Source organism: Virgisporangium ochraceum (assembly GCF_016863655.1).
In the GTDB taxonomy this organism is placed as follows: Bacteria; Actinomycetota; Actinomycetes; order Mycobacteriales; family Micromonosporaceae; genus Virgisporangium; species Virgisporangium ochraceum.
Window position 1 is genome coordinate 1 of record NZ_BOPH01000006.1, and the last position, 24,337, is coordinate 24,337.

Consider the following 24,337-nt stretch of genomic DNA (forward strand, 5'->3'; position numbering starts at 1 on the left):
GCGCGGCCGTACCCGAAGGCGCGGCCGTACCCGAAGGCGCGGCCGTACCCGAAGGCGCGGCCGTACCCGAAGGCGCGGCCGTACCCGAAGGCACGAAGGACAGCGGCCGGTGACCCCGTGGGTCACCGGCCGCTGCCGCGTAGAAGCGTGGTGAACTGTCGTATGAGCGATCCGACGCGCACCGTCGAAGCCGTCTGGCGCATCGAGTGCGCCCGCGTCGTCGGCGCGATCGCCCGCGTCGTCGGCGACGTGGGTCAGGCCGAGGAGTTCGCCCAGGACGCGCTCGTCGCGGCGCTCGAACAGTGGCCGGCGCGGGGCGTCCCCGACAATCCCGGCGCCTGGCTGGTGACCATCGCGAAGCGCCGGGCCATCGACCACATCCGCCGCCAGCAGACCTACCAGCGCAAACTCACCGAGATCGGCCGCGGCCAGCAGGAAGAGTACGAAGAGACCGGCGAGGTCGACACGATCGAGGACGACATCCTCCGGCTCATGTTCGTCTCATGTCACCCCACCCTGACGATGGACTCGCGCGTCGCATTGACGCTCAAGGTGGTCGGTGGGTTGCGCACAGATGAAATTGGACGCGCGTTCCTCGTGCCCGAGGCCACTGTCGCGCAGCGGATCGTCCGGGCCAAACGCACCCTCGCCGATGCCCACGTGCCCTTCGAGGTGCCGGGGAAGGCCGAACGCGCCGACCGGCTGGCCGCCGTCCTCGAAGCCATCTACCTCATCTTCAACGAGGGCTACGCGGCCACGACCGGCGGCGACTGGATGCGGCCCGAACTGTGCGACGAAGCGACCCGCCTCGGCCGGATCCTCGCCGGGCTGATGCCCACGGAGCCGGAGGTGCACGGTCTCGTGGCGCTCATGGAGCTCCAGGCCTCGCGCGCCAACGCCCGCACCGACCGCAACGGCGAACCGATCCGGCTGCTCGACCAGGACCGGTCGCGCTGGAACCAGCTCCTGATCCGGCGCGGGCTCGCCGCGCTCGCCAGGGGCGAGGAGGCCGCCGGCGACAAGCGCGGCCCCTACCTGGTCCAGGCGTCGATCGCCGCCTGCCACGCGCGGGCGCGCACGGCCGGGGACACCGACTGGGTGCGCATCGCCATCCACTACCGCGAGCTGATCGAGATCGACCCGAGCCCGATCGTCGAGCTGAACCGGGCCGTGGCCGTGGCGATGGCCTTCGGACCGCAGGCCGGGCTCGACATCGTCGACACGCTGACCGGCAACCCGCAGTTGAAGGACTACCACCTCCTGCCCAGCGTCCGCGGCGACCTGCTGGCCCGGCTCGGCCGGTCCGACGAGGCGAGCGCGGAGTTCACCCGCGCGGCCGGGATGACCCGCAACGACCGCGAGCGGGCGCTGCTGGAGGCACGAGCGAAGGACCCGCAACCGTGATCAGCGCAACCGGACAACGGATCGGCTGGGCCGACCTACCTGACAACATCCGCCAAGCCGTCCAGGACATCCTCGGCAGCCCCGTCGTCACCGCGACGTCACAGCCGGGCGGCTTCTCCCCCGGCACCGCCGACCGGGTCGTCACCGCGTCCGGCCAGCGGGCGTTCGTCAAGGCCGTGAGCCCGGCGCAGAACCCGGTCTCGCCCGGCATGCACCGGAAGGAGGCCCGGATCACCGCCGCGCTCCCACCCGGCACGCCCGCACCGGCCCTGCTGGGCAGCGTCGACGACGGCGAGTGGATCGCGATGGTCCTCGCCGACGTCGACGGCCGCCACCCGCGGACCCCGTGGATCCGGCCCGAGGTCGACGCGGTCATGACCGCCCTCGACGCGATGGCCACGCTGCTGACGCCGCCGCCCATCGCCGACCTGCCCAGCGCGGCCGGGCACCTCGGCGGCGACTTCTCCGGCTGGCGGGACGTCGCCGAGGACCCGCCCGCCGACCTCCATCCCTGGGCCCGCGACCGGCTCCCGGACCTCATCGCCGCGTCCGAACGCGCCGCCGCGGCGGTCGCCGGTGACACCGTGGTGCACCTCGACGTCCGCTCCGACAACCTGCTGATCGGCCCGGACGGCGACGTCACGATCATCGACTGGCCGTGGGCCTGCCGCGGCGCGCGCTGGCTCGACCGGGTGATCCTGCTGGTCAACGTGCGGCTCTACGGCGGCCTGGACTGCGAGGCCCTGCTGCGCACCATCGACGGCGACCTCGACGACATGCGGTCGGTGCTCATCGGAATCGCGGGCTTCTTCGTCAACGGATCGCGCCGACCGGCGCCGCCCGGGCTGCCGACGCTGCGTGCGTTCCAGAAGGCACAGGCCGACGCGCTCCTGGGCTGGTTGGCCGAGGCCGACGCGTGCTGAGGGCGGGCACCAGGATCACCGCCGCCGTGGTGGCCGTGGTCATTCTGGTGGCCGGCCTCGGGGCGCGGGCGGTGTTCGACGGCGCCTTCGCCAAGTACGCCGGTGTCGCGCTGTACGCCGCGCTCGTCTACGCGCTCGTGCTCGTCGTGCTCCCGCGTGCCCGGGCCTGGCACGCGGCGGCCGCCGCCGTCGCGTTCTGCTGGCTCGTCGAGTTCGCCCAGCTGACCCCGTACCCGGCCGACCTGTCGGACCGCAGCGTCCTCGCCCGGCTGGTGCTCGGCAGCACGTTCCACCCACCCGACCTCTTCTGGTACGTGGTGGGCGTGGCGGCTACAGCCGTTGCGCTAGAACCTGTCCGGGCCAGGCTCCGCCGGGAAGGTCCACGGTGAACGGCTCCGTCGACGTGAACCCCTGGCTCTCGTAGTAGCCCACGAGGGCCCGGTCGTCGCCGGCGTAGCAGTCGACCCGCAGCAGTCCCACTCCCCGCTCGCGCGCGATCGCGCGGGCCTTGTCGAGCAGCGCCGTGCCGATCCCGCTGCCCTTGCGCGACCGGTCGGTGAGCAGCAGGTTGACGTACAGCTCCGGCTCAGCCGGTACCGACACGTAGTCGGGTGCGTCACCGACCGCCAGCGCACCCACCGCGACGCCGTCGATCTCGGCGACGTACAGGCTGCCCGACCGCGCCCACCCCGTCGCCTGCTCGTGCCGCCGCGGGTTGCCCGTCGCCGGTTCCGTGCCCCACTGCCCGGAGCGGCCGTGGGCCACCAGCCACACGACCGCCTTGTCGAACAGACCCAGCAGGGCCGGCACGTCGTCGACGCCGCCGGGCCGGATCGTCAGCGTCACGGCCGGACTCCCAGCAGCGGTGCCACGCGTTCCCTGTTCACGGCGGACAGTATGTCAGTCGAGTCGACCGCCTGGTCCACCGTTCCGACGGGCCGCGCGAGCAGGGCCCGCACGTCGGGATCGGTGATCGCCGCGGCGAGCGCTCCGGTGAGCCGCCCCGCGCCGAGCACGCGGATGTCGCGGTCGTGGAACGGCCGCGGGGTCGCCTCCACCGGCTCGCACAGGCGCAGGTCGTTGGTCGCGGCCGCGAGAACGCCCGCGGCCGCGACCAACGCGGCCTCGCGGTCGCGCCACCGGGACGCGCTGAGCACCGCCTCCAGTCCATTGTGGACACTGGCACCGAGCCGCAGGTCGCGGAACGCCCGACCGAACCACTTGCCGTACGGGGCCCACTCCCGCTCGATGAGGAACGCCAGCCGCATCAGGTCGCGCACGAGCCTGGTGGCGAGGATCCGCGAGCCGAGGTCGTCGCCGCGGGCGCCGGTGCGGCCCACGAACGGCTCCTCCTGGTCGACCCGCCACCATCCGGCGGCCAACGCGTACCGCCACACGTCGTCGGGGTACCACCCCAGGGCCTCGCGCCGGCGGGCCAGGTCGCCCGCCGGGTCGTGGAAGACGGCGCCGGCGGTGAGCGTGCGCAGCACCTGCGTCGGTGCCAGCACCCAGTCGGCCACCGCCATGCCGCCGGCCGGGTCGGTGCCCAGGTGACGCCGGAAGAACCGCCCGGGTGTCGTCACCTCGACGTGGTGGTCGACCACCTCGGGCGTCCGGCTCAGGCCGTACCGGACGGGGAAACCGGCGAACTCGGCGGGCAGCGCGTCGAGCCGCCCGGCCACCGGACCGACCTCGTCGGGCGCGGCCACGAAGACCTGCACGCGGGGGCCGAAGTCGTGGTCGGTGGACACGTCGTCGTCGAACCCCAGCACCTCGGAGCCCGGGCCCAGCAGCGCCGCGGCGTGCGGTACCCCGTCGAGCAACGGCGCGACGGCCTCCCGGTAGAACGCCTCCGCCAATCCCAACCCGCGCATGCGGCCTGTCTACCGGTCGCCGCCCGGTGCCGCACCCGGGTTTCAGCAGGTTGATACGCAAAGCTGAGCTACACGGTGGTCCGCGGCAGGTACCCTCGCCAGCGTGAGACGGGTACACCCGCCCGGCGGCGACGCGGAACTGCCGCCCGGGGTCGAGGTCTACTCGTTCCCGGCCGACGGCGCGGCGATTCGCCGCACTCGTGCCGGCGTGGCCGAACCCGACGGCTTTCTCCCGTTCATCGACTCGGGGCAGCGGGCCCGGTACTTCGTCGGCGACGCCTCCACCTCACCGGAGCGGCCGAGCAACGCCACGTACAAGCTCGGTGTCGTGCGGCCGCACAGCGCCTTCACCCCGCACGCCCACGGCGGCGAGCACTTCGTGCTGAGCCTCGGCTACGCCTCGTGCGGCCTGTACGACCAGCACGCCGAGCGCGCCGTACGGGTGTCCCTGACGCCCGGCACGCTGATCCGGATCCCGGCGCTGATGCCGCACTCGTTCGGCAACCGCGCCGGCAGCCCGCTGCTGATCCTCGCCGCCAACACCGGGTTCGGCATCGACCACGAGGACTACGCGATCACCGCGTCCGACGCCGAGGCGCGCGGCGCCGAACCCCGTGACGCCGGCGCTCCGGTCGACGACTTCCCCCGGCTGGCCAAGGCGCTGCGGGCACTGGAGTCGGCCAACGACCCGGGCGCGATGACGTTGCGTGAGCGGCTTGCGAGCCGGCTGCGCCGGGCCGCGCACCGGTTGGAGGCACCACGATGATCTGTCCACACTGCCAACAGAACCTGAAGTACAAGGAACGCGGCGGGCAGACCTGCGGTTCCTGCCGCAAGCGGTTCGCCCTCGAGCCGCGGGACAACAAGATGCGCCTGCACGACGTCAAGCTGATGCGGTTGTCGCAGCAGCTCGGCGGCAACGGCGCCTACCGGTACACGGTCGGCCAGCTCCACTACAACGCGTCCCGCAAGAACGTCCGGAGCAAGGGCGAGTTCCCGCTGGGCTTCCTGATACTCAACGTGCTCGTCGCCATCGTGCTCGCCGTCGTCGCCGTGATCGGCGACATCCCGTTCCTGCTGATTCCGGCGGGGGTGTCGGTTCTGGGGTGGACGCTCTACATCGTGTACCGCGTCACCACGCGCCGAAGCCGGCGGATCGACCCGCCGCTGACCCGCGACCAGTTCCGGCAGCTCGCGGTCGACGGCTGGCGGAAGACGTACGGACAGGACCTGCCCGGGCTGGTCCGCGACCACGAGCTGTCGAACCTGCCCGAGCACTCCTCGACGCCGGTGCTCGCGGTGCTCGCGCCCGACCGGGGAGCGCTGGCCGCGCTGCGGGTGAACGACGTCGTGAACCGCGACCGGGTGACGCTCGTCCACTCGTTCGACCAGGTGCCGCCCGGTGTGCCGATCGCCCTGCTGCACGACATCAGCGTGGCCGGGTACGTCTACGCCGGCCGGGCCCGCGCGGAGTTCGGGTCGCGCGTGGTGGCCGACCTGACGCCGCGTCCCAAGGCCGCCCGCGGCGCGAAGGCCGCGCTGCGCCTGCTGCAGCCGTGGCCGCCGGACGAACAGGTTGCCTGGCTGCGGGCCAGCCGGCTGCTCGACGACGACGAGGTCGACTGGCTGTCCAAGGGCTGGTGGACGCCGATCGAGTCGGTGCGGTCCTCGAACGTGGTCGGCCGCCTGCGCGCGGTCCTGCGCCGCAACGCCGACCCCGACGAGCGTGCCGCCAGCGCGGTCGGGTTCATGAGCTGGCCGTCGTGATGCTCGAGAAAGCGTTGGGACGCGCGGTGCGCCGGGCCGGCGCGCCGGGCGGGATCCTGTTCACCGAGCGGCAGCTCTACTTCGAGCTGTGCCGCGGCCTGCAGCCGCTGACCCGCGTGCCACGCCGGCCGAGGTTCACCGTGCCGGCCCCGATCGGGTACGCCCGGTTCGAGCGCCTGCTGGGCCGCTGGAACGGCGAGGTGCCCGGCCTGCTCACCGCACCGCGCCGGCCGGCACCGGCGCCGTCGCCGGAGGTGTTCGGGTACGGCCTGCCCCGGGTGCTCGTGTGCCAGCACCGCGACATCGCCGACATGCTGCTCGCCAACGGCCTGCACATGGAGTCGGTCTGCCCCGTGTTCGCGGTCGACGACCTGCCGCTCGACCCGCGGCTGCGCGCCGCGGTGGAGGCCGCCGCCGGCCGGGTGTACGTGCTGCACGACACCGGCCCGGCCGAGGCCGCCACCGTCGACGCCGTCACGGCGTGGGCCGACGGGGTTCCCGTGGTGCCGCTCGGCCTGCGCCCGGTGCACGCGCGGGCGCTGCACCTGCCCCGGGTCGGCGCCACGGCGGAGGTCGCCGCGGTCAACCCGGCCCGCCTGCTGCGCACCGTCCACCGGCTCGTCCGGGAGCAGTACCGTCCGCGCCGGTCGCTGACCCGGCTGCCCCGGTTGCGCAGCCTCGCCGCCACCGGTTACCTCAGCTGGCCCGATCCCGGAGCGCTCTAAATGTCCTATCGCGACGTGACGTTCACCGACGAACTGCTGTCCGACGGCAGCGTGCACCGCCGGTTCTCCGACGGCCGCGAGGAGTGGCGGTGGCGCGGCCAGAACCGGCAGGTGCTCTGGCGTGACAACACCGGAGCCACCGGTGCCGACGAACTGCTGGGCGCCCGCATCATCAAGCGCACCTTCGCCGACGGGCGGGTGCTCTACGGCCGCGACCAGGGCTACGGCCGCACGGCCTGGGGCGACCGGACCCTCACGGTGAACCGCACCTCGTTCGGCGGCCGCGCCGGGCGGCTGCTCGCGGCGGCCGGCGTCGGCTTCGCGCTGGGCGCGATCGTCGCGCCGCCGCTGGCGATGTCGTTCGCGGAGGAGGAGGAACTGCGCCAGCAGGCGCAGCAGGCCAGCCAGTCGAGCGGCGACAGCGGTGGCGGCGACGACGGCGATTCGTGGAGCGACGACGGCGGCGGCTCCGACGACGACTTCGGGTGAGGGGCTGACGATGCCACGGTTGTGGGCCGACGGGTCGGGGCTGCGGTTGCTGGAGGGCGTGCCGGGCAACGCCCACGGGCCGGTGCGCGTCGGCGGGCTGACGGCCGTCGGCGAGGTCACCCTCCACAATGGACGCACGTTGCGCGCGGCCCTCGGCGCCGACGTGCCCGACGGCTGTTCCGACACCGAACTCCTCCTCCGGGTGTGGGCGACGCTCGGCACCGCCGGCCTGAGGCTGGCCGACGGCATGTTCGTGCTCGCGATCGCCGACGGCGAGGACCTCGTGCTGATCCGCGACCACGTGGGCGCCCGCACGCTGTTCTACGGGCACGGCACGGCGGGCTGGTGCGTGTCCACCAGCCTGCTGGCGCTGCGACGCGCGCCGAACCTGCGCACGGGCCTGAACCTCGACGCGGTCCGCTCGTTCCTCACGTTCGCCTACCTCCCCGGCGACGAGACCCTCGTCGCCGGGGTGCGCGAGGTGCTGCCGGGACGCGTGCTGCGCCTGCGACCCGACGGCGCGGAGGCCGACGAGGTGTTCTGGGAGCCCGAGGAGCGCATCGTCGACGCCGACGACCATCCGCGGCGGCTGCGGGCGCTGCTGGAGGAGGCGACCGCGGCGCGGCTGCCCGCCGGCGAGCAGGTGGGGGTGCTGCTGTCCGGCGGCATCGACAGCAGCCTCGTCACCGCGCTGGCCGCCAAGCTGCACGACCAGACCGTGCGGACCTACTCGATCAGCTTCGGCTCCGACCTGCCCAACGAGCTGGCCTACTCGGGCCTGGTGGCGACGCACTGCCACACGACCCACTCGGTGCTGAACGTACCGGGCGAGACGATCGCGGCCCGGCTCGCCGAGACGGTCGCGCTGCTCGACAGCCCGGTCGGCGACCCGCTCACCGTGCCCAACCTCCTGCTCGCCGAGGCCGCCGCGGCCGACGGGCTCAGCGTCGTGCTGAACGGCGAGGGCGGCGACCCGGTCTTCGGCGGCCCGAAGAACCTGCCGATGCTCATCTTCGAACTGCACCGGGAGGACAGCGCGCCGCTCGCCCGCGCGACGGCGTACCTGCGCTCGTACCGCAAGTGCTACGAGGACCTGCCGGTGCTCCTCACCCCGGCCGCCCGCGAGGCGTCGGCGCCACTGGAACGGTTCGTGCAGCCCTACCTCGACGGCCCGATGGACTCGCTGCTGAACCGGTTGCTGCACTGCAACCTGCGCACCAAGGGCGCACACCACATCCTCACCAAGGTCGAGCGGCTCACCGCCGCCCGCGGGCTGCGGGGCCTGGCACCGCTGTTCGCGCCGGCGGTGATCGACCACGCGTTCGCGGTTCCGCCGCGCCTGAAGCTCGCCGGCACCTCCGAGAAGTGGGTGCTCAAGGAGGCGGTGCGCGACCTGCTCCCCCGCACGATCGTCGACCGGCCGAAGAGCGGGATGCGGGTGCCGGTGCAGCAGTGGCTCAGCGGTCCACTTCGGACACTCACGCAGGAGGTACTGCTCGACCGGCGGTCGCACCCGCTCTTCGACGTGCGCACGGTGCGGTCGTGGCTGCGCGGCGAGGGCGCGTTGCTGCCGCGCCAGGGCGGGAAGCTGTGGCTGGTCCTCACCCTCGAGCTGTGGCTGCGGGCCTACGACCTGGTCTGAACGAGCGCCTCCACGCCGTCCAACAGCCTTTCCAACCCGAACGCGAACGTGCGTTGCGGCGCCGACGCGGCCTGGAACTCCTCGCCGGCCGCCGCACCGACGCGGCTGGCGGTCGGGAACCGTTCGGCGTCGAACACCTTGGCGAGCAGCGGCTGGAACTTCTCCCACCACTCGAGCTCGCTCATGCCGGTGTGCTCCTGGGCCTGCGCCTGGTTGAGCGCCGCCCGCACCGACCCGTGCACGAAGTCGCCGAGGAGCGCGACCACCATGTCCATCTCGACGTCGGTGAGCCCGAGCCCGTCGACCGCCCGCAGCTCGTAGTCGTACTTGGCGATCAGGTTCGGGCCGAGCACCGGACGGTTGGTCGCCACCTGGAGCAGCCACGGGTGGCGCCGGTAGAGCTCCCAGTTCTCGCGGGCGATGCCGGTGAGCCGCTCGCGCCACGACCGCCCGTCGTGCTCCGGCCGGGCGGTCTCCGCGCAGACCGCGTCGGTCATCAGGTCGAGCAGCTCGCCCTTGCCCGGCACGTAGGTGTACAGCGACATCGCGGTGACCCCGAGCTCCTCGGCCAGCCGCCGCATCGACAGCGCGGCCAGCCCGTCGCGGTCGGCGAGCGCGACCGCCGTCCGGACGACGTCGGGCATGCGCAGCTTCGGCCGGGGGCCGCGCCTGACGGTCTCGTCGGCGGTGCCCCACAGCAGCTCCATGCTGCGGATGGGGTCGCCGGTGCCGGTGTACTCGGTTGCCACGGGGTCATTCTCCTTGGCATCAACTCCATACACTGTATAAAGTACATCGTATGGAGATCCTGGTGGCCGACGGCCTGCGCAAGCGGTACGGGGACACCCACGCGCTGGACGGGTTCGACCTCACGGTCACCGCCGGCACCGTGTGCGCGCTGCTCGGTCCGAACGGCGCCGGCAAGACCACGGCGGTGCGCATCCTGTCGACGCTGCTGCGCCTCGACGGCGGCCGGGCCGTCGTCGCCGGATACGACGTCGCCCGCCAGCCGGCCGAGGTGCGGCGGCGCATCGGTCTGGTCGGCCAGCACGCGGCCGTCGACGAGGTGCTCAGCGGGCGCCAGAACCTGGTGATGTTCGGCCGCCTGTACCACCTCGGCAGAGCCGCCGCGCGGGCCCGCGCCGACGAGCTGCTCACCCGGTTCGGCCTCGCCGACACCGGCACCAGAGCGGTCCGGACGTACTCCGGCGGCATGCGCCGGCGCCTCGACCTCGCCGCGGGCCTCGTCCTCGCCCCGTCGGTGCTGTTCCTCGACGAGCCGACCACGGGGCTCGACCCGAGGGGACGGGCGGAGGTATGGGACGCGGTGCGCGACCTCGTCGCGGCCGGTACCACGGTGCTGCTCACCACCCAGTACCTCGACGAGGCCGACCAGCTGGCCGACTCCGTCTGCCTCGTCGACGCCGGCCGCGTCGTCACCACCGGCACGCCCGACGCGCTGAAGGCGGCCCTCGGCGGCGACCGCGTCGACGTCGTCCTGCGCCGGCCCGACGACGTCGACCGGGCGGCCGAGGTGCTCGGCACCGCGCTCGGTGCCCCGGCCCGGGTCGAGCCGGAGCTGCGCCGCGTGAGCGTGGCGGTGGACGACCGTATGGCGGCGCTCGTCGAGACGCTGCGGGTCCTCGGCGACGCGCGGCTGGAGGCCGCCGACATCAACCTGCGCCGGCCGACGCTCGACGAGGTGTTCCTGGAGGTGCTGAAGGCATGACCACGCTGAGATGGGCCGTCGCCGACGGCTGGACCGTCACCCTGCGCAGCCTGAACCGCTGGGCGCGCGAGCCCGGGGTGCTCCTGCTCGGGCTGTTCTTCCCGGTGCTCATGATGGTGATGTTCGGGTACCTGCTCGGCGGCGCGATGGCGGTGCCGGGCGGCGACTACTTCGACTTCCTCATGCCGGGGATGTTCGCGTTGGCGATGCTGTTCGGCATCGAGTCCACGACGATCGCGGTCGCCACCGACGCCGCGCGCGGCATCACCGACCGCTTCCGCTCGATGCCGATGGCGCCGTCGGCGGTGGTGGTCGGTCGCAGCGTCGCCGACATGCTCAACTCGGCCGCCGGGCTCGGCGTGCTGATCGTCGGCGGTCTGCTGGTCGGCTGGCGGGCACACGGGTCGGCGGTGGAGACGCTGCTGGCCATCGGCCTGCTCCTGCTGCTGCGCTTCGCGTTCCTGTGGATAGGTGTGTACCTCGGGCTGGTGATCGGAAGGCCGGAGGGCGCGGTCGCGGTGCAGATCCTGGTGTGGCCGTTCGCGTTCGTCTCCAGCACGTTCGCGGCCCCCGACACCATGCCGGGCTGGCTGGGTGCCATCGCCGAGTGGAACCCCATGTCGGCCACCGCGGCCGCGTGCCGGGACCTGTTCGGCAACCCGGCGTGGGGCGAACCGACCTGGGCCACCGAGCACGCGCTGCTCCTCGCGCTCGCGTGGCCGGCCGCGCTGGTGGCGGTGTTCGCGCCGCTGTCGGTGCGCCGGTTCCAGCGGCTCAGCCGCTGACCTCCAGCGACTCGCGGGGCGCCAGGTAGCGGTAGCCGTGGTCGGTGTGGGCGGCGAGGTGGTGGTTCAGGGCGTCGAGGCCGCGCTCGTTCACCTGCGCCTCGTGGATCGGCACCGTGCGGCGCGGGTCGACGGCGTGCACGAAGTCGATCGCCTCCGCGGCCTTCAGCCACGACGCCTGCAGCGGCACGAACAACGTGTCGAGGTCGGCGTCGGGCACGTGCAGCGAGTCACCCGGGTGGTAGACGGACCCGTCGACCACGTAGCCCAGGTTGGCGCAGTCGGGCCGGCCGGCGTACACGGTCGCGTGCCGTCCGCCCACGGCCCGTACGGAGAACCCGGCGACGTCGACCGCGTCGCCGGGTTCGAGGCGGGCGAGGTCGAACGCGCGCACCCGGTCGAGCCCGGGCAGGTCGGCACCCGCCGGCGCGAACACCGGTGCGCCGATGCCGGCCAGCCGCACCGGGTCGACGTGGTCGACGTGCTCGTGGGTCACGAGAACCGCGTCGGCGCCCAGCAGCGCGCCCGCTTCGCTCCACGTTCCCGGATCGATCACGAGCACCCGGCCCGCCTTTTCCAGGCGCACGCACGAATGGGTGAACTTGGTGATCAGCACAGGTCGATCGTAGACGGCCGCCGAGGTGAGCTGATTGAGTGATTGTCAACTCGCGCGATCACATTCCGGAGTAGCACTATCTGCGATATGGCAGATTGGGTTCTAGCCATCCGAGTGGTCGCATCGCATACTGGCGGCAGCCCCCACACCACCGGTCACAAAACGTGAACGGAGGCACCACCATGACCGTCTTCTACCGAAGCAGGGATCTGGTGATCAGCGAGAGCGAGTTCGTGGCGCTTCTCGCAACAGAACGATTCGCGCTGGAGGACCTGCGCGGAATTCACATCGTGCGCGGGAACCCCGATCCGCGGCGTCGCAGTATCACCCACACCTTTGCGGGAGCGTTGATTCTGGCCGTGGCGATCGGCCCCATTCTCGACTCACCGGCGGCCTGGGCAGTGGCGGCCCTGGCGCTCGTCGGATCGGCCGGGTTCGGCGGCGCGTCCATCGTCGCCAGGAGGCCGCGTTGGCAGCTCAACGCCGAGCACCTCGGCTCGGCGATCTGCCTGTACTCGACCACCGACGAACTCACGTTCGGCCAGGTCAGGCGGGGACTGCTGCGCGCGCTCGAAGCCGGCGGCCACGTTCACGCGGTCGCCCGGTAGGCGAATCCGGGTCACGTCTGGGGCATCGCCGGCCGGCTCGCGCGAGTAACCTACGTTCACCCGCTCGGTCAGGCATACTCCGGAGAGCGAACTCGCTGTCTGCACGTCACGCAAGGCCGTCCGTCACGGTTGAGAGGGCTATGACCTCGCAGGAGTCCCCCGCAGGCGCGCGTAGACGCGTCCGGTTGGCATTGCGCGAGGCGCGTGAACGGCTGGGATTCACGCAGGCCCAGGTGGCCGAGGAAATGGAGTGGTCCACCAGCAAGGTCATCCGGATCGAAAGTGGCGAGGTCACAATCTCGCCGAACGACCTGCGACCATTGCTCGCGTATTTGAAGATCACCGAAAAGGACGAGGTCGACCGGCATCTCCAGGACGCGCGAATCTCGCGCCGGCGGCAGATGTGGTGGGACGAGCCGACCGTGCGGAACCACCTGACCGGGCCGTCGCGACAGCTGATCCAGTACGAGCACGAATCGACGGCGATCAGGCACTTCACCAGCTTCATCATCCCGGGCCCGCTGCAGACACCCGCCTATGCCAGAGCCACCCTGAACGGCCACATCGGCGAGCTGGCCGACGAGGACATCGAGGTGCGGCTGCAGACCCGCATGCGCCGGCGTACCGAGCTGTTCGCCCGGCGCGACTTCCCCCAGATCCTCCTGCTGCTCGACGAGTCGGTGCTCAAGCGGCGTGCGGGCGACGCGCGCACCACCGGCGAGCAGCTGCTCGACCTGTTGCGCGTGGCCCGGGAGCGGCCCGAGATCCTGGTGCGCGTCCTGCCCTACACGGCCGACGCGCCGCTGCCGATGTTCGGCCAGTACGACATCCTCACGCTTCCCGGCGACAGGCCGGGCGAGAACGCGGTCCTGTACCGCGAGAGCTACCTCAACGACGAACTGGTCGAGGACCCGTGGAACATCTCCCGCCACCGCGAGATCTTCGACAAGTACTGGGAGGCATCGCTGAACGAGCCGGCCTCCGCCGGGCTGATCACGGAGAGCGCAGCGGACCTTCTTGATTCGGCGCCACCCGCGGCCACACCGCCGGCGGGGGCGAGCAGGACGTCGGCACCGTCACGGCCCCGACGGCGGCGGACGTCCTAGGTGATGCCCCTCACCTCGAGCCCGAGGTGAGACCCAGAGGGAGAAGAGGAAATCGACAGTGGAACGAGACGAAGCGCAGGGGCAGTGGCGGCGTAGCAGCTTCTGCTCCACGGGGGCCTGCGTCGAGGTGGCGGAAGGGAGTGATGCCGTTCTGGTCCGCGATTCGAAGAAGCCCGAAGGGGGCAGTCTCCGGATCAGCCACGTCGCCTGGATGGCCTTCATCGCCGCGGTCGCCGTCGGCGAGATCGGCAACAGTTAGGACGGGTCCTGTACCCGGGGGCATCTGACAGACGTCGACGGGCATCGTGAAAGGTGCCCCCACCCAGAAGATAGCCGGTTTCGCATTTATCCTCCTTTATGTATCCGAAAGTGCCCGCTTGACGGTTTGTTCTCCCTCCGATGTCGCTTACTGTGGGCGAACGACTTCGGTAGGGAGGGCATCCATGTGCGAAAAACGCCCACATGTCGTGTGGCAACGAAGTACCCGATGTTCCAGCGCCCAGTGCGTCGAGGTGGCCCGTGTCGAGGCGGCCAGGGTCGGCACCACGAGAACCGTGAGCGAGGTTCGCGTGCGCGACTCGAAGGATCCACGCAGCCCCGAGCTCGCGTTCGGCCCGGCGGCCTGGCACACGTTCATCGAAGGGGTCAAGCACGGCGATCTTGACCACCGCCGGTAAACGGCAGAAGAACAGACATTCCCCCCAGCCACCGGTTCGAGTCGGTGGAAGTGTCACCCCTCCTGGGTACGGTCGAATGCAGGACCGACCCCAGGGAGGGATCGATGACCATCACGGTCGACGGCACCGCCGTCGTCAACTCGGTGGCCGACGCGGAGGGCTACATAGCCCGGGTCTGTTTCAAGACGGGCCCTCCGGAGAGCACCGGCGTCGAACTGGAGTGGACCGTCCACCATCGCGACGACCCGGCCCGGCCACTCGACATCTCCGCACTGCGGGCCGCACTCGGCCCACACGCACCACTCAGCATTGACAGAGACAGCCCGGCAGCACCCCTTCCCGGGGGCAGCCCCGTCACCGTCGAGCCCGGCGGTCAGGTGGAGATCTCCACCCCGCCCGCGGCGTCACCGGCCACCCTGTACCAGCGGGTCGAAGCCGACATCGCCGCCCTGCAAGGGCTCCTCGCCAGGCACGGCCTGGTACTCGGCCGCAACGGCATCGACCCGCACCGGCCACCGGCAATCGTCGTACAGACCCCGCGCTACGCGGCGATGACGCACGCGTTCCAGCCCTACCGGCCGTACGGCGACGCCATGATGCGCAGCACCGCCGGCCTGCAGGTCTGCGTCGACGCGGGCGTCGACCCCACCGAACGGTGGCGGGCGCTGCACACGCTCGGTCCGGCGCTGCTGGCCGCGTTCGCCACCTCGCGTCGTCACGCCGGACACGACACCGGGTGGGCGTCGGCGCGGATGCGCGCGTGGCTGCGGCTCGACCCGAGGCGCACCGCGCCCGTGTACGCACAAGGCGGATCCGTGACGGCCGACGCCTGGGTGCGGTACGCGATGTCGGCGCCGCTGCTGTGCGTGCGGCGCGACGGCGACCGCTGGAAGGCACCGCCGGATTCCACGTTCGCCGACTGGATCGGCGGCGCGCTCGACACCCCGCCGACGCACGACGACCTGTCCTACCACCTCACGACGCTGTTCCCGCCGGTCCGTCCGCGGGGCTACCTGGAGGTGCGCTACCTCGACACCCAGCCACCGGGCGAGTGGATCGCTCCGGTCGCCGTCGTCATGTCCCTGCTGTCCAGCTCCGACACCATCGCCGAGGCCGAGAGACGCGCGGCTCCGGCGATCGACCGGTGGGAGGCCGCCGCCCGTCACGGCACGGCCGACCCGGCGATCGCCGACGCGGCCCGCGGGCTGCTCGCGCTCGCGCTGGAGAACCTGCCGGTCGACACGCCCGGCCAGGCCAGCGACCTCATCCGGCGACGTCTCGACAGCGCAAGAGGAACGGCAGGGGAAACGGCATGACCATCGACACCGAACGGCTGCGCTCGCGCGTCGCCGAGGAACTGATCCGCACCCGTGACCGCACCACGTACCTCACCGACGCCGTCGACGACGACGACCTGGTCCGGCAGCACTCGCCGCTGATGTCGCCGCTGGTCTGGGACCTGGCCCACGTCGGCAACCAGGAGGAGCTGTGGCTGGTGCGTGACGTCGGCGGTCGCGACCCGGTGCGCGCCGACATCGACGAGCTGTACGACGCGTTCAAGCACGCCCGGGTCAACCGTCCGGGCCTGCCTTTGCTGAGTCCGGCCGAGGCGCGGGGCTACGTCGGCCAGGTGCGGTCGAAGGTGCTCGACCTCGTCGACAGCGTGCCGCTGGAGGGCAGACGGCTCACCGAGAACGGCTTCGCGTTCGGCATGATCGTGCAGCACGAGCAGCAGCACGCCGAGACGATGCTCGCCACCCACCAGCTCCGGTCGGGTCCGGCGGTGCTCGCGGCGCCGCCACCTCCGGAGCCCGGCACCGCCGTGCGTGGCGAGGTGCTGGTAACCGGTGGCCCGTTCACGATGGGCACCTCCACCGACCCGTGGGCGCTCGACAACGAGGGCCCGGCACACGAGGTGCACCTGCCGCCGTACTTCATCGACGCGGCACCGGTCACCAACGCGGAGTACCGGGCCTTCGTCGACGCCGGCGGCTACGACGACGAGCGCTGGTGGACCGCGGAAGGCTGGCGGCACCGCCGCGACGCCGACCTGACAGCGCCGATGCACTGGAACAGGGACGGAACGTACACCCGGTTCGGCGTCACCGGGCCGGTGCGACCCGACGAGCCGGTGGTGCACGTCTGCTTCCACGAGGCGCAGGCGTACGCGCGCTGGGCCGGCAAGCGCCTGCCCACGGAGGCCGAGTGGGAGAAGGCGGCCCGGTACGACCCGGCCACCGGCCGCAGCCGGCGCAACCCGTGGGGCGACGACGACTGGACGCCCGAACGCGCCAACCTGGGGCAGCGCCACCTGGCACCGGCGCCCGTCGGCGCGTACCCGCGGGGTGCGTCGCCGCTCGGCGTCCACCAGCTGATCGGCGACGTGTGGGAGTGGTGCGACACCGCGTTCCACGGCTACCCCGGGTTCACCGCGTTCCCGTACCGGGAGTACTCCGAGGTGTTCTTCGGGCGCGACTACCGCATCCTGCGCGGCGGCTCGTTCGGAACCGACGCGGCGGCCTGCCGCGGCACGTTCCGCAACTGGGACTACCCGATCCGGCGCCAGATCTTCAGCGGCTTCCGCTGCGCCCGCGACGCCACGCCGGCCGAGGTCGCCTGACGGATGTGCCGGCACCTGGCCTACCTCGGGCCTCCGCTGCCGCTCGCCGCGCTGCTCCTCGACCCGCCCCACTCGCTCGCAAAGCAGAGCTGGGCGCCGAAGGACATGCGCCGCGGCGGTGTGGTCAACGCCGACGGGTTCGGCGTCGGGTGGTACCCGCCCGGCGCCGACGCGCCCGTCCGGTACCGCCGTGACTGTCCTATCTGGACAGATGCGGCGCTTCCGGCGCTCGCCCGTGCGACGAGCGCCGGCGCGGTGCTCGCCGCGCTGCGCAACGCCACCGTGGGCATGCCCGTCATGGAGACGGCCGCCGCGCCGTTCACCGAAGGGCCGTGGCTGTTCAGCCACAACGGCGCCGTCGCGGGCTGGCCCGACTCGGTGGTCGGGCTCGCGGAGACGCTTCCGGTCCGCGACCTGCTGACCCTCGACGCGCCCACCGACGCGGCGTTCCTGTGGGCACTGGTGCGCCACCGGCTCCGCGCGGGTACCGGCCTGGCGGAGTCCATTGTGGACACTCTCCACGAGATCGTGGCCGTGGCACCGGAGTCACGGCTCAACCTGCTGCTCACCGACGGCCGCACCGTCGTCGCCACCGCCTGGTGGCACGCGCTCTCGGTGCGGGTCGACCCCGGCACGAGCACCCTGATCAGTTCCGAACCGCTCGACGACGACCCCGCCTGGCGGGCCGTTCCCGACCGGCACGTGGTCACCGCCACCGCCGGCGACGTCGACGTTCGTCCTCTGACCGAAGGAACCTGATGACAGCCGAACCCCTGCTGTACCTCATTTCCGACGACGACATCACCCGGGCCCTGCGCGACGACGTGCGGTCCGGGCTCACCGCCAGTCCCAAGGTGCTGCCACCGCGCTGGTTCTACGACGCCCGCGGCAGCGAGCTCTTCGAGGAGATCACGCGCCTGCCGGAGTACTACCCGACCCGCGCCGAGCGGGCCATCCTCACCGAGCGGGCCGCCGAGATCGCCACGGTCACGCGCGCGAAGACGTTGGTGGAGCTGGGATCCGGCTCGTCCGACAAGACCCGGCTGCTCCTCGACGCGCTGAGCCGCATCGGCGAACTCGGCGCGTTCGTTCCGCTCGACGTGTCGGCGAGCGCGCTGGAACAGTCCACAGTGGACATCGCGGACGCCTATCAGGGCATCAGCGTGCGCGGCGTGGTCGGCGACTTCACGCGGCACCTGTCCGCGCTGCCGGCCGGGGGCAAGCGGCTCGTCGCGTTCCTCGGTGGCACCATCGGCAACCTGGTGCCCGACGAGCGGGCGTCGTTCCTGCACGCGCTGCGGGCCGAGCTCGACCCCGGCGAGTGGCTGCTCCTCGGCACCGACCTGGTGAAGTCGCCGCACGTGCTGGTGCCCGCCTACGACGACGCGCGAGGGGTCACGGCCGACTTCAACCGCAACGTGCTGCGGGTCATCAACCGCGAGCTCGGCGCCGACTTCGACCCCGACGGCTTCCAGCACGTGGCGATCTGGGACGCCCGCCGCGGCTGGGTCGAGATGCGGCTCCGGGCGTCGAAGGCCTACCGGGTGACGGTGCCGGCGCTCGACCTCACCGTCGACTTCGCCGAGGGCGAGGAGCTGCGCACCGAGATCTCGGCGAAGTTCCACCCCGACGGCGTCAAGGCGGAACTGGCCGCGGCCGGGTTCACCGCCACCCGGCGGTGGACCGACAGCTACGGCCGGTTCCTCGTCACGCTGGCACAGGCCAGCTGATCACCACGTGATCGTGACGGCCACGGCCAGGTGGTCGGAGGCGGTGCTGCGGGGCGCGGAGACGTCCCGGGCCTGCGCACCGGCCACGAACACGTGGTCGATCTCCTGCCGGGGCGCGTCGGCCGGGCTGGTGTTCACCGGCCGGCGCGCCGCGAAGGCGTCGGTGAACCCGTTCGCCAGCAGCGCCTCGAACGGCTCCTCGCCGGGCCTGGTGTTGAAGTCGCCGCCCACGATCACCGGCCGGCCGGGTGCCTTCAGCCCCGCGGCGAACCGGTTGACCAGGCGGGCCTGCTCCAGCGGCGGCCGGTCCGGCGGCGGCTGCAGGTGCGTCGAGACCACCGCCACCGTCCCCGGCCCGCGTCGCAGCACCGCGCCCAGCACCTGCGCACCCGTCACCGCGCCGTACGACGGCATCCGCTCGGCGTGCCACGACACCACCGGCAGGTTCGTCAGGATCGCGTCACCCCAGACGGCGTCGGCGGCCGGCGCGAACCCGTACCGCATCCCGAGGTCGCGGGCCAGCACCTGCACGTCGTCGTGGCCGCCGTTGAGCAGCCAGGCCCGGTCGACCTCGCTCAGGAACACGACGTCGGGCCGCTCGGCCCGGATGACATCGGCCAGCCGTTCGGCGGAGAACCGTCCGTCGAGGTCGAACGCCATGCGGATGTTGTAGGCGACGACCCGCAGCTCCGCCGGCCCACCACCGGACGCGGCGCGCGGCGGCACCCACCAGGCGCCCACCGACACCAGGAGCAGGACGGCGACCGGAACCGCGACGTACGCGGCACGCGGCAGGGCCACGGCCTCCGGTGCCCCGCCGGCCCGCACCGCGGCAACCGCCACCACCAGGGCGACCACCGGCGGCACCCACGCGTTCGGATAGCCGAGGTCGTAGGCGGCGTAGTAGGCGAACGCCGCGACCGAGAACACCAGCAGCCCCGCCGCGGCCGCGTACCCGCGCGGCGGGTCCGGGCGGTCGCCGGAGAAGGCCGCACCGGCGCAGCCGCCCAGCGCCGCGGCCATCACCGGCACCACCACCACGAACAACCAGCCGGGACCGTACGTGAACGCCGCCGCGCCCGCGACGAGCACCACGGCGCAGAGCACTCGCGCCCGGGCCGTGGCCGGCGGCCGCAGGACCAGGTACACGAAGACCAGCACCGCGACCGTCGTCAGGGCCACGGTGGCGGCCGCCGCACGAGGGCCACCGGACACCGCCACCTCGCCGCCGATGGCGTAGGAGACGCCCGTCGTCACCACCGCCGGGGACAGTCCGACCTGCAGGGCGAGGAACATGACCGGTCCCACCAGAAACCATCCGGTAGCAGGCCCGCGCTCACGTGCGTCACCCTGCTTGAGCAGCAGCAGGACGAACCCGGCCGCTGTCGCGACGGCCAGGAACCCACCGACCACGCCGCGCCATATGAGCGCGTGCTCGACCGCGGCGGCGGCCACACCGACCGCGACCCACCGCGGCGACGTGCCGCGCGTCGCGAGCGAGACCAGCCAGCACAGACCGGCCAGCAACCCGACGGACGCCACGTACAGGTGCACCTGGCCGGCCGTGAACAGCACCGCGACCCGGCAGCCCGCCATGACGAGGCCGGCCACCAGCGGGAACCGCGGCAGGCCGGCCACCAACGGCGCGCCGAGCGCGAGCACGAACCAGAACAGGGCGAACGCGCCCATCAGCTCCGCCGGCGTCGACGCCGCCTGGCCGAACACCGTGATGATCGTCGGCAGCCACGTGCGGACGATGTCGACGAACAGCACGACACCGAGCGCTACAAGCACCTTCCGCGTCACCGGAGCACCACCGCGGACGCGTCGATCGACGCGATCGTCGGGCGGCCGATCAGCGCCATCACCCGTTCCAGCTCCGTGCGGAGCAGCCCGAGGACCCGCGCGACCCCCTCCGCGCCACCGACCGCGAGGCCCCACAGCACCGGCCGGCCGACGAGCACCGCGTCGGCGCCCAGCGCCAGCGCGACCGCGACGTCGTGACCGGTACGCACCCCGCCGTCGAACAGCACCGGGCAGCGGCCGTCGACCGCGGCGACCACCTCGGCCAGCACGTCGAGCGCGCCGATCGGGTTGTCGAGCTGGCGCCCGCCGTGGTTCGACACCGCGATGGCCGCCACGCCGTAGTCGAGGGCGAGCCGCGCGTCCTCGGCGGTGACGATGCCCTTGAGGATCAACGGCAGCCGGGACCGCTCGCGCAGCCAGGCCAGGTCGTCCCAGGTGATCGACGCGTCGAAGGCCTGCACCGCCTGCGCCGACACGGCCGAGCTGTTCTCGGTGCGGGTGGTCAGCAGCGTCGGCGCGGCCGTCAGGTTGGCCGGGATGGTCTCCGGGTCGAGCGAGAGCGAGTTGCGCGCGTCACGCAGCCGGAGCCCGAGCACCGGGGTGTCGACGGTGAGCACCAGCGCCTCGTAGCCGGCGCCGGCCGCCCGCTCGACCACGTCGCCGAACAGCCCCCGGTCGTGCAGCCAGTACAGCTGGAGCCAGCGCGGCGCGTCCGGCGCCGCCGCCGAGATGTCCTCCATCGTGTGGTTGGAGAAGAAGCTGGTGATGTACAGGGCGCCGGCGTCCGCCGCGCCCCGGGCCGTGGCGAGCTCGCCGTCGGGATGCGACATCCGGTGGTAGGCCGTCGGCGCGATGGCGACGGGACCGGCGAGGTCGCGGCCCAGCAGCGTGGTCGCGGTGCTCACGGTCGAGACGTCGACCAGAATCCGGGGACGCAGGGCAGCCCGCTCGAACGCGGTTCGGTTGGCCGCGAGGGCCCGTTCGGAGCCGGCGCCGCCAGCGATGTAGTCCCAGTACTCGGCGCGGACCCTCGCATGGGCCAGCGCTTCGAAGTCATCGACGCAGAGGGGTTCGTCGGCCATGCCGACAGCTTGACCTACGCGACCCGCCTGCGGCAGGTCCGGGCACGGGCCAGCAGTTCGAGCATGCGGCTCGGTGCGTCCTCGACGGTTCGGACCGGCTGACCGAACGGGAGCCGGACATCGCGGTCGCGGCTCGGGAACTCCAGCCGCAGCACGATGCCGAACCGGTCGAGGTGCAGCGGATGCACCCGCGTGACCCCGTGCAGCCGCTCGACCGGCACCAGCCGGCTGAGCCAGCTGACCAGGTCGGCGTGGGCGTCGACGAGGTGGCAGAGCAGCGCCGCCTCGCGGGTCGCGAGCAGGTCGGGCGCGGCGGCGACGAACTCGGCCGGCGAGACGTGCGTCGTGACGCCGCGCTCGGTGAGGTCGGCCGCGGCGAGATCGAAGTGCGTCGTTGTTCCGGTGGTGGACCGGAGCCCGCCGGCGAAGGTCGCCCGGGCCCGGATCCGGTTACGCATCGCAACCGGCGACACGTCGGTGATCTCGACGATGGCCGGCAACGGACCCTCGGCGAGCTCCAGCGCCAGTGCGCTGTCGGCCGGCACCTCGATGGTCAGCCGGCCGTCGGCGTCGACGGCGTGACCGTCGAGCAGCGACACGCGCCGGCCGGCCGCGACGATGTCGAGCGAGGAGGCGGAGCAGAGCAGCGAGCGCAGCCGTTCCGCGGGCGAGGGTTCGTTCATGTCCACCTCCGTAGGTAAGGCTTACCTTAGTGCAGGCCCGGGATCCAGCAAAACGTTCACTCCCCGTCTCCTCGACGCTGGCTACCGGTAGTAATCGCACCGGAAGGGTGCAGCCCGGTCGTGATGTTGGCTAATCTGTCGCTCGGCTACTGCCAGGCGGCGCCCCCCGGTGCCGGTGGTGGCTGCCGCCTAATCGCTCATGAGCGAGCCGGGGACCCACGCACCATTGGGGTGAATCCGCGAAAGCGGTAGGGGCACCACTGTTCCGTCCCGAACCCGTCAGCTAACCCGGTCGGCGGCCGACGGAAGGAACAGTTCCACGCCCATGGTGACCGACAACCACAGTCGGCGATGGTGGCTGGTCGCGGTCCTGTCCGCGCTTCTCGCGATACTCGTCGCGAACCCCGCCGCCGCCGAACCCGGTGAAGACGGTGCAGCACCGAAGACCCTGAAGGACGAACTGGAAGCGGCCAACCGCGGGTTCCTCGAAGCGAAAGGGCTGCTCGACGCCTCCCGCGCGCGGCAGGCCGACCTCAACACGAAGATCGCCGACCTTCAGGCCCGGATCGACGCCACCAGGGAGGCCACCACCGGCCTCCTCCTGATGGCGTACCGCAACAACGGCCTCACCACCGCGGCCGCCCTGCTGGGCAGTGCCACGTCGGAGGACTTCGTCGACAAGGCCTCCACCGCGAACGGGATGGCGCTGCGCAACGACAAGAAGCTGAAGGAGTTCAACCAGCTCAACCGCGAACTCGCCGAGACCAAGAAGCAGATCGACGCCGAGGTCGCGGTACAGGAAGCGCAGTTCGCGGCGATGGAGAAGAAAAAGAAGGACGCCGAGAAGGCCGTGGCGAACGTCGGCGGCGTCAACTCGGCCGGCTTCGTCAGCGCCAACTCGCCGGCCGCTCAGCCGGCGCCGCGCAACTCCGACGGCTCCTGGCCGAAGGAGTCGTGCAACGTCGACGATCCGACGACCAGCGGCTGCCTGACCCCGCGCACCCTGCACGCGTACAACCAGACCAAGGCGGCGGGGTTCACCCGGTTCGTCGGGTGCTACCGGCCCGGCGAGGACGGTGGCGAACATCCCCGGGGACGCGCGTGCGACTGGGCCTCCGACGAGAAGACCTTCGGCGGGGTCGCCACGGGTGCGGCGCGGACGTACGGCAACAACCTGGCGGGCTTCTACATCGCCAACGCCGACCGCCTCGGTGTGCTGTACGTGATCTGGTTCAAGCAGATCTGGCAGACCGCCACCAGAAGCTGGAAGACCTACGGCGGCCAGTGCGGCAGCCCGGCGTGCGACCACACGAACCACGTGCACCTGTCGATCGTGTGACCGTCCTCTTCACGGGCGAATTCGAGCGGCCCCGGGATTCGACGCCCGGGGCCGCTTCGCGTTTTCGGTAGAGTTCGATGCGTGACGTGGTCGGACTACGCCCGGGCGGCTCAGGAACTGGCCGAGTTGCGCAGAGCCGAGGAGGCCGCCGCCGCCGACCGGGCCGCGGTCAGCCGGACGGCCGCCGACGACCTCGACAAGCTCACCAGGCATCTCGACGCGCAGCGTGAGCTGCTGAACAACCTCGCCACCACGCTCAAGCTGCCCGAGCCCTGGACGGGCAAGGCCGACCGCAGCTCCGTCACCGACGTGGCGCAGGCCCTGCACCTGGCCGCCGACGCCGCCAACGCCGCCGACGTGCAGGCGCGCCGGGCCGAGCAGATCGGCGCCAACCCGATCCTGCTTCCCGACGCCTCCCCCACGGCGCGCAACGCGCTCATCTACGGCGCCTGGGCGGCCGTCGGGTGGCTGGTGCAGTGCGGGCTGGTGACGGTCAGCCAGGAGACCGACTTCGGGGTGCTGGCGTGGTCGCTGTGCGGGCTGCCGGCGCTGGCCTTCTTCGCCGGCTACCTCACGGTGGCGACGGTGGGCCAGCCGCGGGTGGGCGCCGGACTGCCGAAGCAGGCCCGCCTCGGCGGGGCGATCTGTTTCGTGGGGATGCCGCTGGCCTGGATCGCCCTGATCGCCGCGTTCAGCTTCCTCCGCGGCTGACACGACCGGGGCCGCCCCTTC

27 protein-coding genes and 1 riboswitch are annotated in these 24,337 nt (G+C 72.2%); of the genes, 20 read left to right on the forward strand and 7 right to left on the reverse strand.

All coding sequences use genetic code 11. The features are described from left to right. The first annotated feature begins 162 nt into the window (after window positions 1-162). From Voc01_RS02230 to Voc01_RS02240, 3 genes are read left to right on the forward strand one after another with little or no spacing between them, the layout of a single operon-like run. Window positions 163-1,404: an RNA polymerase sigma factor gene (locus Voc01_RS02230; protein WP_203925534.1), complete on the forward strand. Its 1,242-nt coding sequence runs from the start codon at window positions 163-165 to the stop codon at window positions 1,402-1,404. Next, entirely contained in the window at window positions 1,401-2,327 is a 927-nt protein-coding gene (locus tag Voc01_RS02235; protein WP_203925535.1) for a phosphotransferase, read from the forward strand. The genes Voc01_RS02230 and Voc01_RS02235 overlap by 4 nt, the downstream gene beginning before the upstream one ends. After that, entirely contained in the window at window positions 2,321-2,716 is a 396-nt protein-coding gene (locus Voc01_RS02240) for a DUF2809 domain-containing protein (protein WP_203925536.1), read from the forward strand. The genes Voc01_RS02235 and Voc01_RS02240 overlap by 7 nt, the downstream gene beginning before the upstream one ends. On the opposite strand, the gene Voc01_RS02245 is transcribed toward Voc01_RS02240, so the two are convergent. After that, window positions 2,658-3,173 carry a GNAT family N-acetyltransferase gene (locus Voc01_RS02245; protein WP_239159880.1) on the reverse strand — a complete coding sequence of 172 codons (516 nt, stop codon included), beginning with the start codon at window positions 3,171-3,173 and terminating at the stop codon, window positions 2,658-2,660. The two genes, Voc01_RS02240 and Voc01_RS02245, sit on opposite strands and share 59 nt — an antisense overlap. Next, on the reverse strand, window positions 3,170-4,201 hold the full coding sequence (locus tag Voc01_RS02250) for a DUF4037 domain-containing protein (protein WP_203925537.1): 1,032 nt from the start codon (window positions 4,199-4,201) through the stop codon (window positions 3,170-3,172). Before Voc01_RS02250 ends, Voc01_RS02245 begins: the two co-directional genes overlap by 4 nt. A 103-nt stretch (window positions 4,202-4,304) precedes the next feature. Between Voc01_RS02250 and Voc01_RS02255 the strand changes: the two genes are divergently transcribed. Genes Voc01_RS02255 through Voc01_RS02275 form a run of 5 tightly spaced genes read left to right on the forward strand, consistent with a single transcriptional unit; the run spans window position 4,305 to window position 8,824 of the window. Then, entirely contained in the window at window positions 4,305-4,967 is a 663-nt protein-coding gene (locus Voc01_RS02255) for a cupin domain-containing protein (protein WP_203925538.1), read from the forward strand. Further along, window positions 4,964-5,968, forward strand: coding sequence for a hypothetical protein (locus Voc01_RS02260; protein WP_203925539.1), 1,005 nt, complete (start codon window positions 4,964-4,966; stop codon window positions 5,966-5,968). The genes Voc01_RS02255 and Voc01_RS02260 overlap by 4 nt, the downstream gene beginning before the upstream one ends. After that, window positions 5,965-6,693: a hypothetical protein gene (locus Voc01_RS02265; protein WP_203925540.1), complete on the forward strand. Its 729-nt coding sequence runs from the start codon at window positions 5,965-5,967 to the stop codon at window positions 6,691-6,693. The genes Voc01_RS02260 and Voc01_RS02265 overlap by 4 nt, the downstream gene beginning before the upstream one ends. Next, on the forward strand, window positions 6,694-7,182 hold the full coding sequence (locus Voc01_RS02270) for a hypothetical protein (RefSeq protein WP_203925541.1): 489 nt from the start codon (window positions 6,694-6,696) through the stop codon (window positions 7,180-7,182). A gap of 10 nt (window positions 7,183-7,192) precedes the next feature. Further along, a complete protein-coding gene (locus Voc01_RS02275; RefSeq protein ID WP_203925542.1) occupies window positions 7,193-8,824 on the forward strand; it encodes an asparagine synthetase B family protein in 1,632 nt (543 codons plus the stop codon). Here Voc01_RS02275 and Voc01_RS02280 read toward each other — a convergent pair. Continuing rightward, window positions 8,809-9,573 carry a TetR/AcrR family transcriptional regulator gene (locus Voc01_RS02280; RefSeq protein WP_239159881.1) on the reverse strand — a complete coding sequence of 255 codons (765 nt, stop codon included), beginning with the start codon at window positions 9,571-9,573 and terminating at the stop codon, window positions 8,809-8,811. The two genes, Voc01_RS02275 and Voc01_RS02280, sit on opposite strands and share 16 nt — an antisense overlap. A 50-nt stretch (window positions 9,574-9,623) precedes the next feature. On the opposite strand from Voc01_RS02280, the gene Voc01_RS02285 reads away from it, so the two are divergent. Further along, window positions 9,624-10,553 (forward strand): ATP-binding cassette domain-containing protein, encoded by a 930-nt coding sequence (locus Voc01_RS02285; RefSeq protein WP_203925543.1) that lies wholly within the window; start codon window positions 9,624-9,626, stop codon window positions 10,551-10,553. Continuing rightward, entirely contained in the window at window positions 10,550-11,338 is a 789-nt protein-coding gene (locus Voc01_RS02290; protein WP_203925544.1) for an ABC transporter permease, read from the forward strand. The genes Voc01_RS02285 and Voc01_RS02290 overlap by 4 nt, the downstream gene beginning before the upstream one ends. Here the strand turns inward: Voc01_RS02290 and Voc01_RS02295 are convergent. After that, window positions 11,328-11,954 (reverse strand): MBL fold metallo-hydrolase, encoded by a 627-nt coding sequence (locus Voc01_RS02295; protein WP_203925545.1) that lies wholly within the window; start codon window positions 11,952-11,954, stop codon window positions 11,328-11,330. The genes Voc01_RS02290 and Voc01_RS02295 overlap by 11 nt on opposite strands. Window positions 11,955-12,136: 182 nt before the next feature. Between Voc01_RS02295 and Voc01_RS02300 the strand changes: the two genes are divergently transcribed. The 8 genes from Voc01_RS02300 to egtD all read left to right on the forward strand — a co-directional run bounded on the left by Voc01_RS02300 (window position 12,137) and on the right by egtD (window position 18,695). After that, window positions 12,137-12,562: a DUF6232 family protein gene (locus Voc01_RS02300; RefSeq protein WP_203925546.1), complete on the forward strand. Its 426-nt coding sequence runs from the start codon at window positions 12,137-12,139 to the stop codon at window positions 12,560-12,562. Between the two features lie 140 nt (window positions 12,563-12,702). Continuing rightward, entirely contained in the window at window positions 12,703-13,668 is a 966-nt protein-coding gene (locus Voc01_RS02305; RefSeq protein ID WP_275423677.1) for a helix-turn-helix domain-containing protein, read from the forward strand. Between the two features lie 58 nt (window positions 13,669-13,726). Then, window positions 13,727-13,927 (forward strand): DUF397 domain-containing protein, encoded by a 201-nt coding sequence (locus Voc01_RS02310; protein ID WP_203925548.1) that lies wholly within the window; start codon window positions 13,727-13,729, stop codon window positions 13,925-13,927. Window positions 13,928-14,111: 184 nt separating this feature from the next. After that, entirely contained in the window at window positions 14,112-14,345 is a 234-nt protein-coding gene (locus tag Voc01_RS02315; protein WP_203925549.1) for a DUF397 domain-containing protein, read from the forward strand. A gap of 104 nt (window positions 14,346-14,449) precedes the next feature. Beyond that, complete coding sequence (egtA, locus tag Voc01_RS02320) at window positions 14,450-15,661, forward strand: ergothioneine biosynthesis glutamate--cysteine ligase EgtA (protein ID WP_203925550.1); 1,212 nt, start codon at window positions 14,450-14,452, stop codon at window positions 15,659-15,661. Next, entirely contained in the window at window positions 15,658-16,965 is a 1,308-nt protein-coding gene (gene egtB, locus Voc01_RS02325; protein WP_203925551.1) for an ergothioneine biosynthesis protein EgtB, read from the forward strand. Before egtA ends, egtB begins: the two co-directional genes overlap by 4 nt. 3 nt (window positions 16,966-16,968) lie before the next feature. Continuing rightward, a complete protein-coding gene (egtC, locus tag Voc01_RS02330; protein ID WP_203925552.1) occupies window positions 16,969-17,724 on the forward strand; it encodes an ergothioneine biosynthesis protein EgtC in 756 nt (251 codons plus the stop codon). Beyond that, window positions 17,724-18,695 carry an L-histidine N(alpha)-methyltransferase gene (gene egtD, locus Voc01_RS02335; RefSeq protein ID WP_203925553.1) on the forward strand — a complete coding sequence of 324 codons (972 nt, stop codon included), beginning with the start codon at window positions 17,724-17,726 and terminating at the stop codon, window positions 18,693-18,695. The genes egtC and egtD overlap by 1 nt, the downstream gene beginning before the upstream one ends. On the opposite strand, the gene Voc01_RS02340 is transcribed toward egtD, so the two are convergent. Genes Voc01_RS02340 through Voc01_RS02350 form a run of 3 tightly spaced genes read right to left on the reverse strand, consistent with a single transcriptional unit; the run spans window position 18,696 to window position 22,266 of the window. After that, window positions 18,696-20,501 (reverse strand): endonuclease/exonuclease/phosphatase family protein, encoded by a 1,806-nt coding sequence (locus Voc01_RS02340; protein WP_203925554.1) that lies wholly within the window; start codon window positions 20,499-20,501, stop codon window positions 18,696-18,698. Continuing rightward, window positions 20,498-21,583: an alpha-hydroxy acid oxidase gene (locus tag Voc01_RS02345; RefSeq protein WP_203925555.1), complete on the reverse strand. Its 1,086-nt coding sequence runs from the start codon at window positions 21,581-21,583 to the stop codon at window positions 20,498-20,500. The genes Voc01_RS02340 and Voc01_RS02345 overlap by 4 nt, the downstream gene beginning before the upstream one ends. Before the next feature lie 14 nt (window positions 21,584-21,597). Further along, on the reverse strand, window positions 21,598-22,266 hold the full coding sequence (locus tag Voc01_RS02350) for a DUF2470 domain-containing protein (RefSeq protein ID WP_203925556.1): 669 nt from the start codon (window positions 22,264-22,266) through the stop codon (window positions 21,598-21,600). A gap of 176 nt (window positions 22,267-22,442) precedes the next feature. Further along, a riboswitch (cyclic di-AMP (ydaO/yuaA leader) is annotated at window positions 22,443-22,580 on the forward strand. 11 nt (window positions 22,581-22,591) lie between these two features. Here Voc01_RS02350 and Voc01_RS02355 point away from each other — a divergent pair. Both Voc01_RS02355 and Voc01_RS02360 read left to right on the forward strand, forming a co-directional pair. Next, entirely contained in the window at window positions 22,592-23,605 is a 1,014-nt protein-coding gene (locus Voc01_RS02355) for a coiled-coil domain-containing protein (RefSeq protein ID WP_203925557.1), read from the forward strand. Between the two features lie 81 nt (window positions 23,606-23,686). Then, window positions 23,687-24,316 (forward strand): hypothetical protein, encoded by a 630-nt coding sequence (locus tag Voc01_RS02360; RefSeq protein ID WP_203925558.1) that lies wholly within the window; start codon window positions 23,687-23,689, stop codon window positions 24,314-24,316. The last annotated feature ends 21 nt before the right edge of the window (window positions 24,317-24,337 follow it).

What these genes read in the sequence shown, in the direction of transcription:
- Voc01_RS02230 (WP_203925534.1), top strand. Translation starts at nt 163, where the DNA reads ATGAGCGATCCGACGCGCACCGTCGAAGCCGTCTGGCGCATCGAGTGC.
- Voc01_RS02250 (WP_203925537.1), bottom strand. Translation starts at nt 4,201, where the DNA reads ATGCGCGGGTTGGGATTGGCGGAGGCGTTCTACCGGGAGGCCGTCGCG.
- Voc01_RS02260 (WP_203925539.1), top strand. Translation starts at nt 4,964, where the DNA reads ATGATCTGTCCACACTGCCAACAGAACCTGAAGTACAAGGAACGCGGC.
- Voc01_RS02270 (WP_203925541.1), top strand. Translation starts at nt 6,694, where the DNA reads ATGTCCTATCGCGACGTGACGTTCACCGACGAACTGCTGTCCGACGGC.
- Voc01_RS02275 (WP_203925542.1), top strand. Translation starts at nt 7,193, where the DNA reads ATGCCACGGTTGTGGGCCGACGGGTCGGGGCTGCGGTTGCTGGAGGGC.
- Voc01_RS02285 (WP_203925543.1), top strand. Translation starts at nt 9,624, where the DNA reads ATGGAGATCCTGGTGGCCGACGGCCTGCGCAAGCGGTACGGGGACACC.
- Voc01_RS02290 (WP_203925544.1), top strand. Translation starts at nt 10,550, where the DNA reads ATGACCACGCTGAGATGGGCCGTCGCCGACGGCTGGACCGTCACCCTG.
- Voc01_RS02300 (WP_203925546.1), top strand. Translation starts at nt 12,137, where the DNA reads ATGACCGTCTTCTACCGAAGCAGGGATCTGGTGATCAGCGAGAGCGAG.
- Voc01_RS02305 (WP_275423677.1), top strand. Translation starts at nt 12,703, where the DNA reads ATGACCTCGCAGGAGTCCCCCGCAGGCGCGCGTAGACGCGTCCGGTTG.
- Voc01_RS02315 (WP_203925549.1), top strand. Translation starts at nt 14,112, where the DNA reads ATGTGCGAAAAACGCCCACATGTCGTGTGGCAACGAAGTACCCGATGT.
- egtA (WP_203925550.1), top strand. Translation starts at nt 14,450, where the DNA reads ATGACCATCACGGTCGACGGCACCGCCGTCGTCAACTCGGTGGCCGAC.
- egtB (WP_203925551.1), top strand. Translation starts at nt 15,658, where the DNA reads ATGACCATCGACACCGAACGGCTGCGCTCGCGCGTCGCCGAGGAACTG.
- egtC (WP_203925552.1), top strand. Translation starts at nt 16,969, where the DNA reads ATGTGCCGGCACCTGGCCTACCTCGGGCCTCCGCTGCCGCTCGCCGCG.
- egtD (WP_203925553.1), top strand. Translation starts at nt 17,724, where the DNA reads ATGACAGCCGAACCCCTGCTGTACCTCATTTCCGACGACGACATCACC.
- Voc01_RS02345 (WP_203925555.1), bottom strand. Translation starts at nt 21,583, where the DNA reads ATGGCCGACGAACCCCTCTGCGTCGATGACTTCGAAGCGCTGGCCCAT.
- Voc01_RS02350 (WP_203925556.1), bottom strand. Translation starts at nt 22,266, where the DNA reads ATGAACGAACCCTCGCCCGCGGAACGGCTGCGCTCGCTGCTCTGCTCC.
- Voc01_RS02355 (WP_203925557.1), top strand. Translation starts at nt 22,592, where the DNA reads ATGGTGACCGACAACCACAGTCGGCGATGGTGGCTGGTCGCGGTCCTG.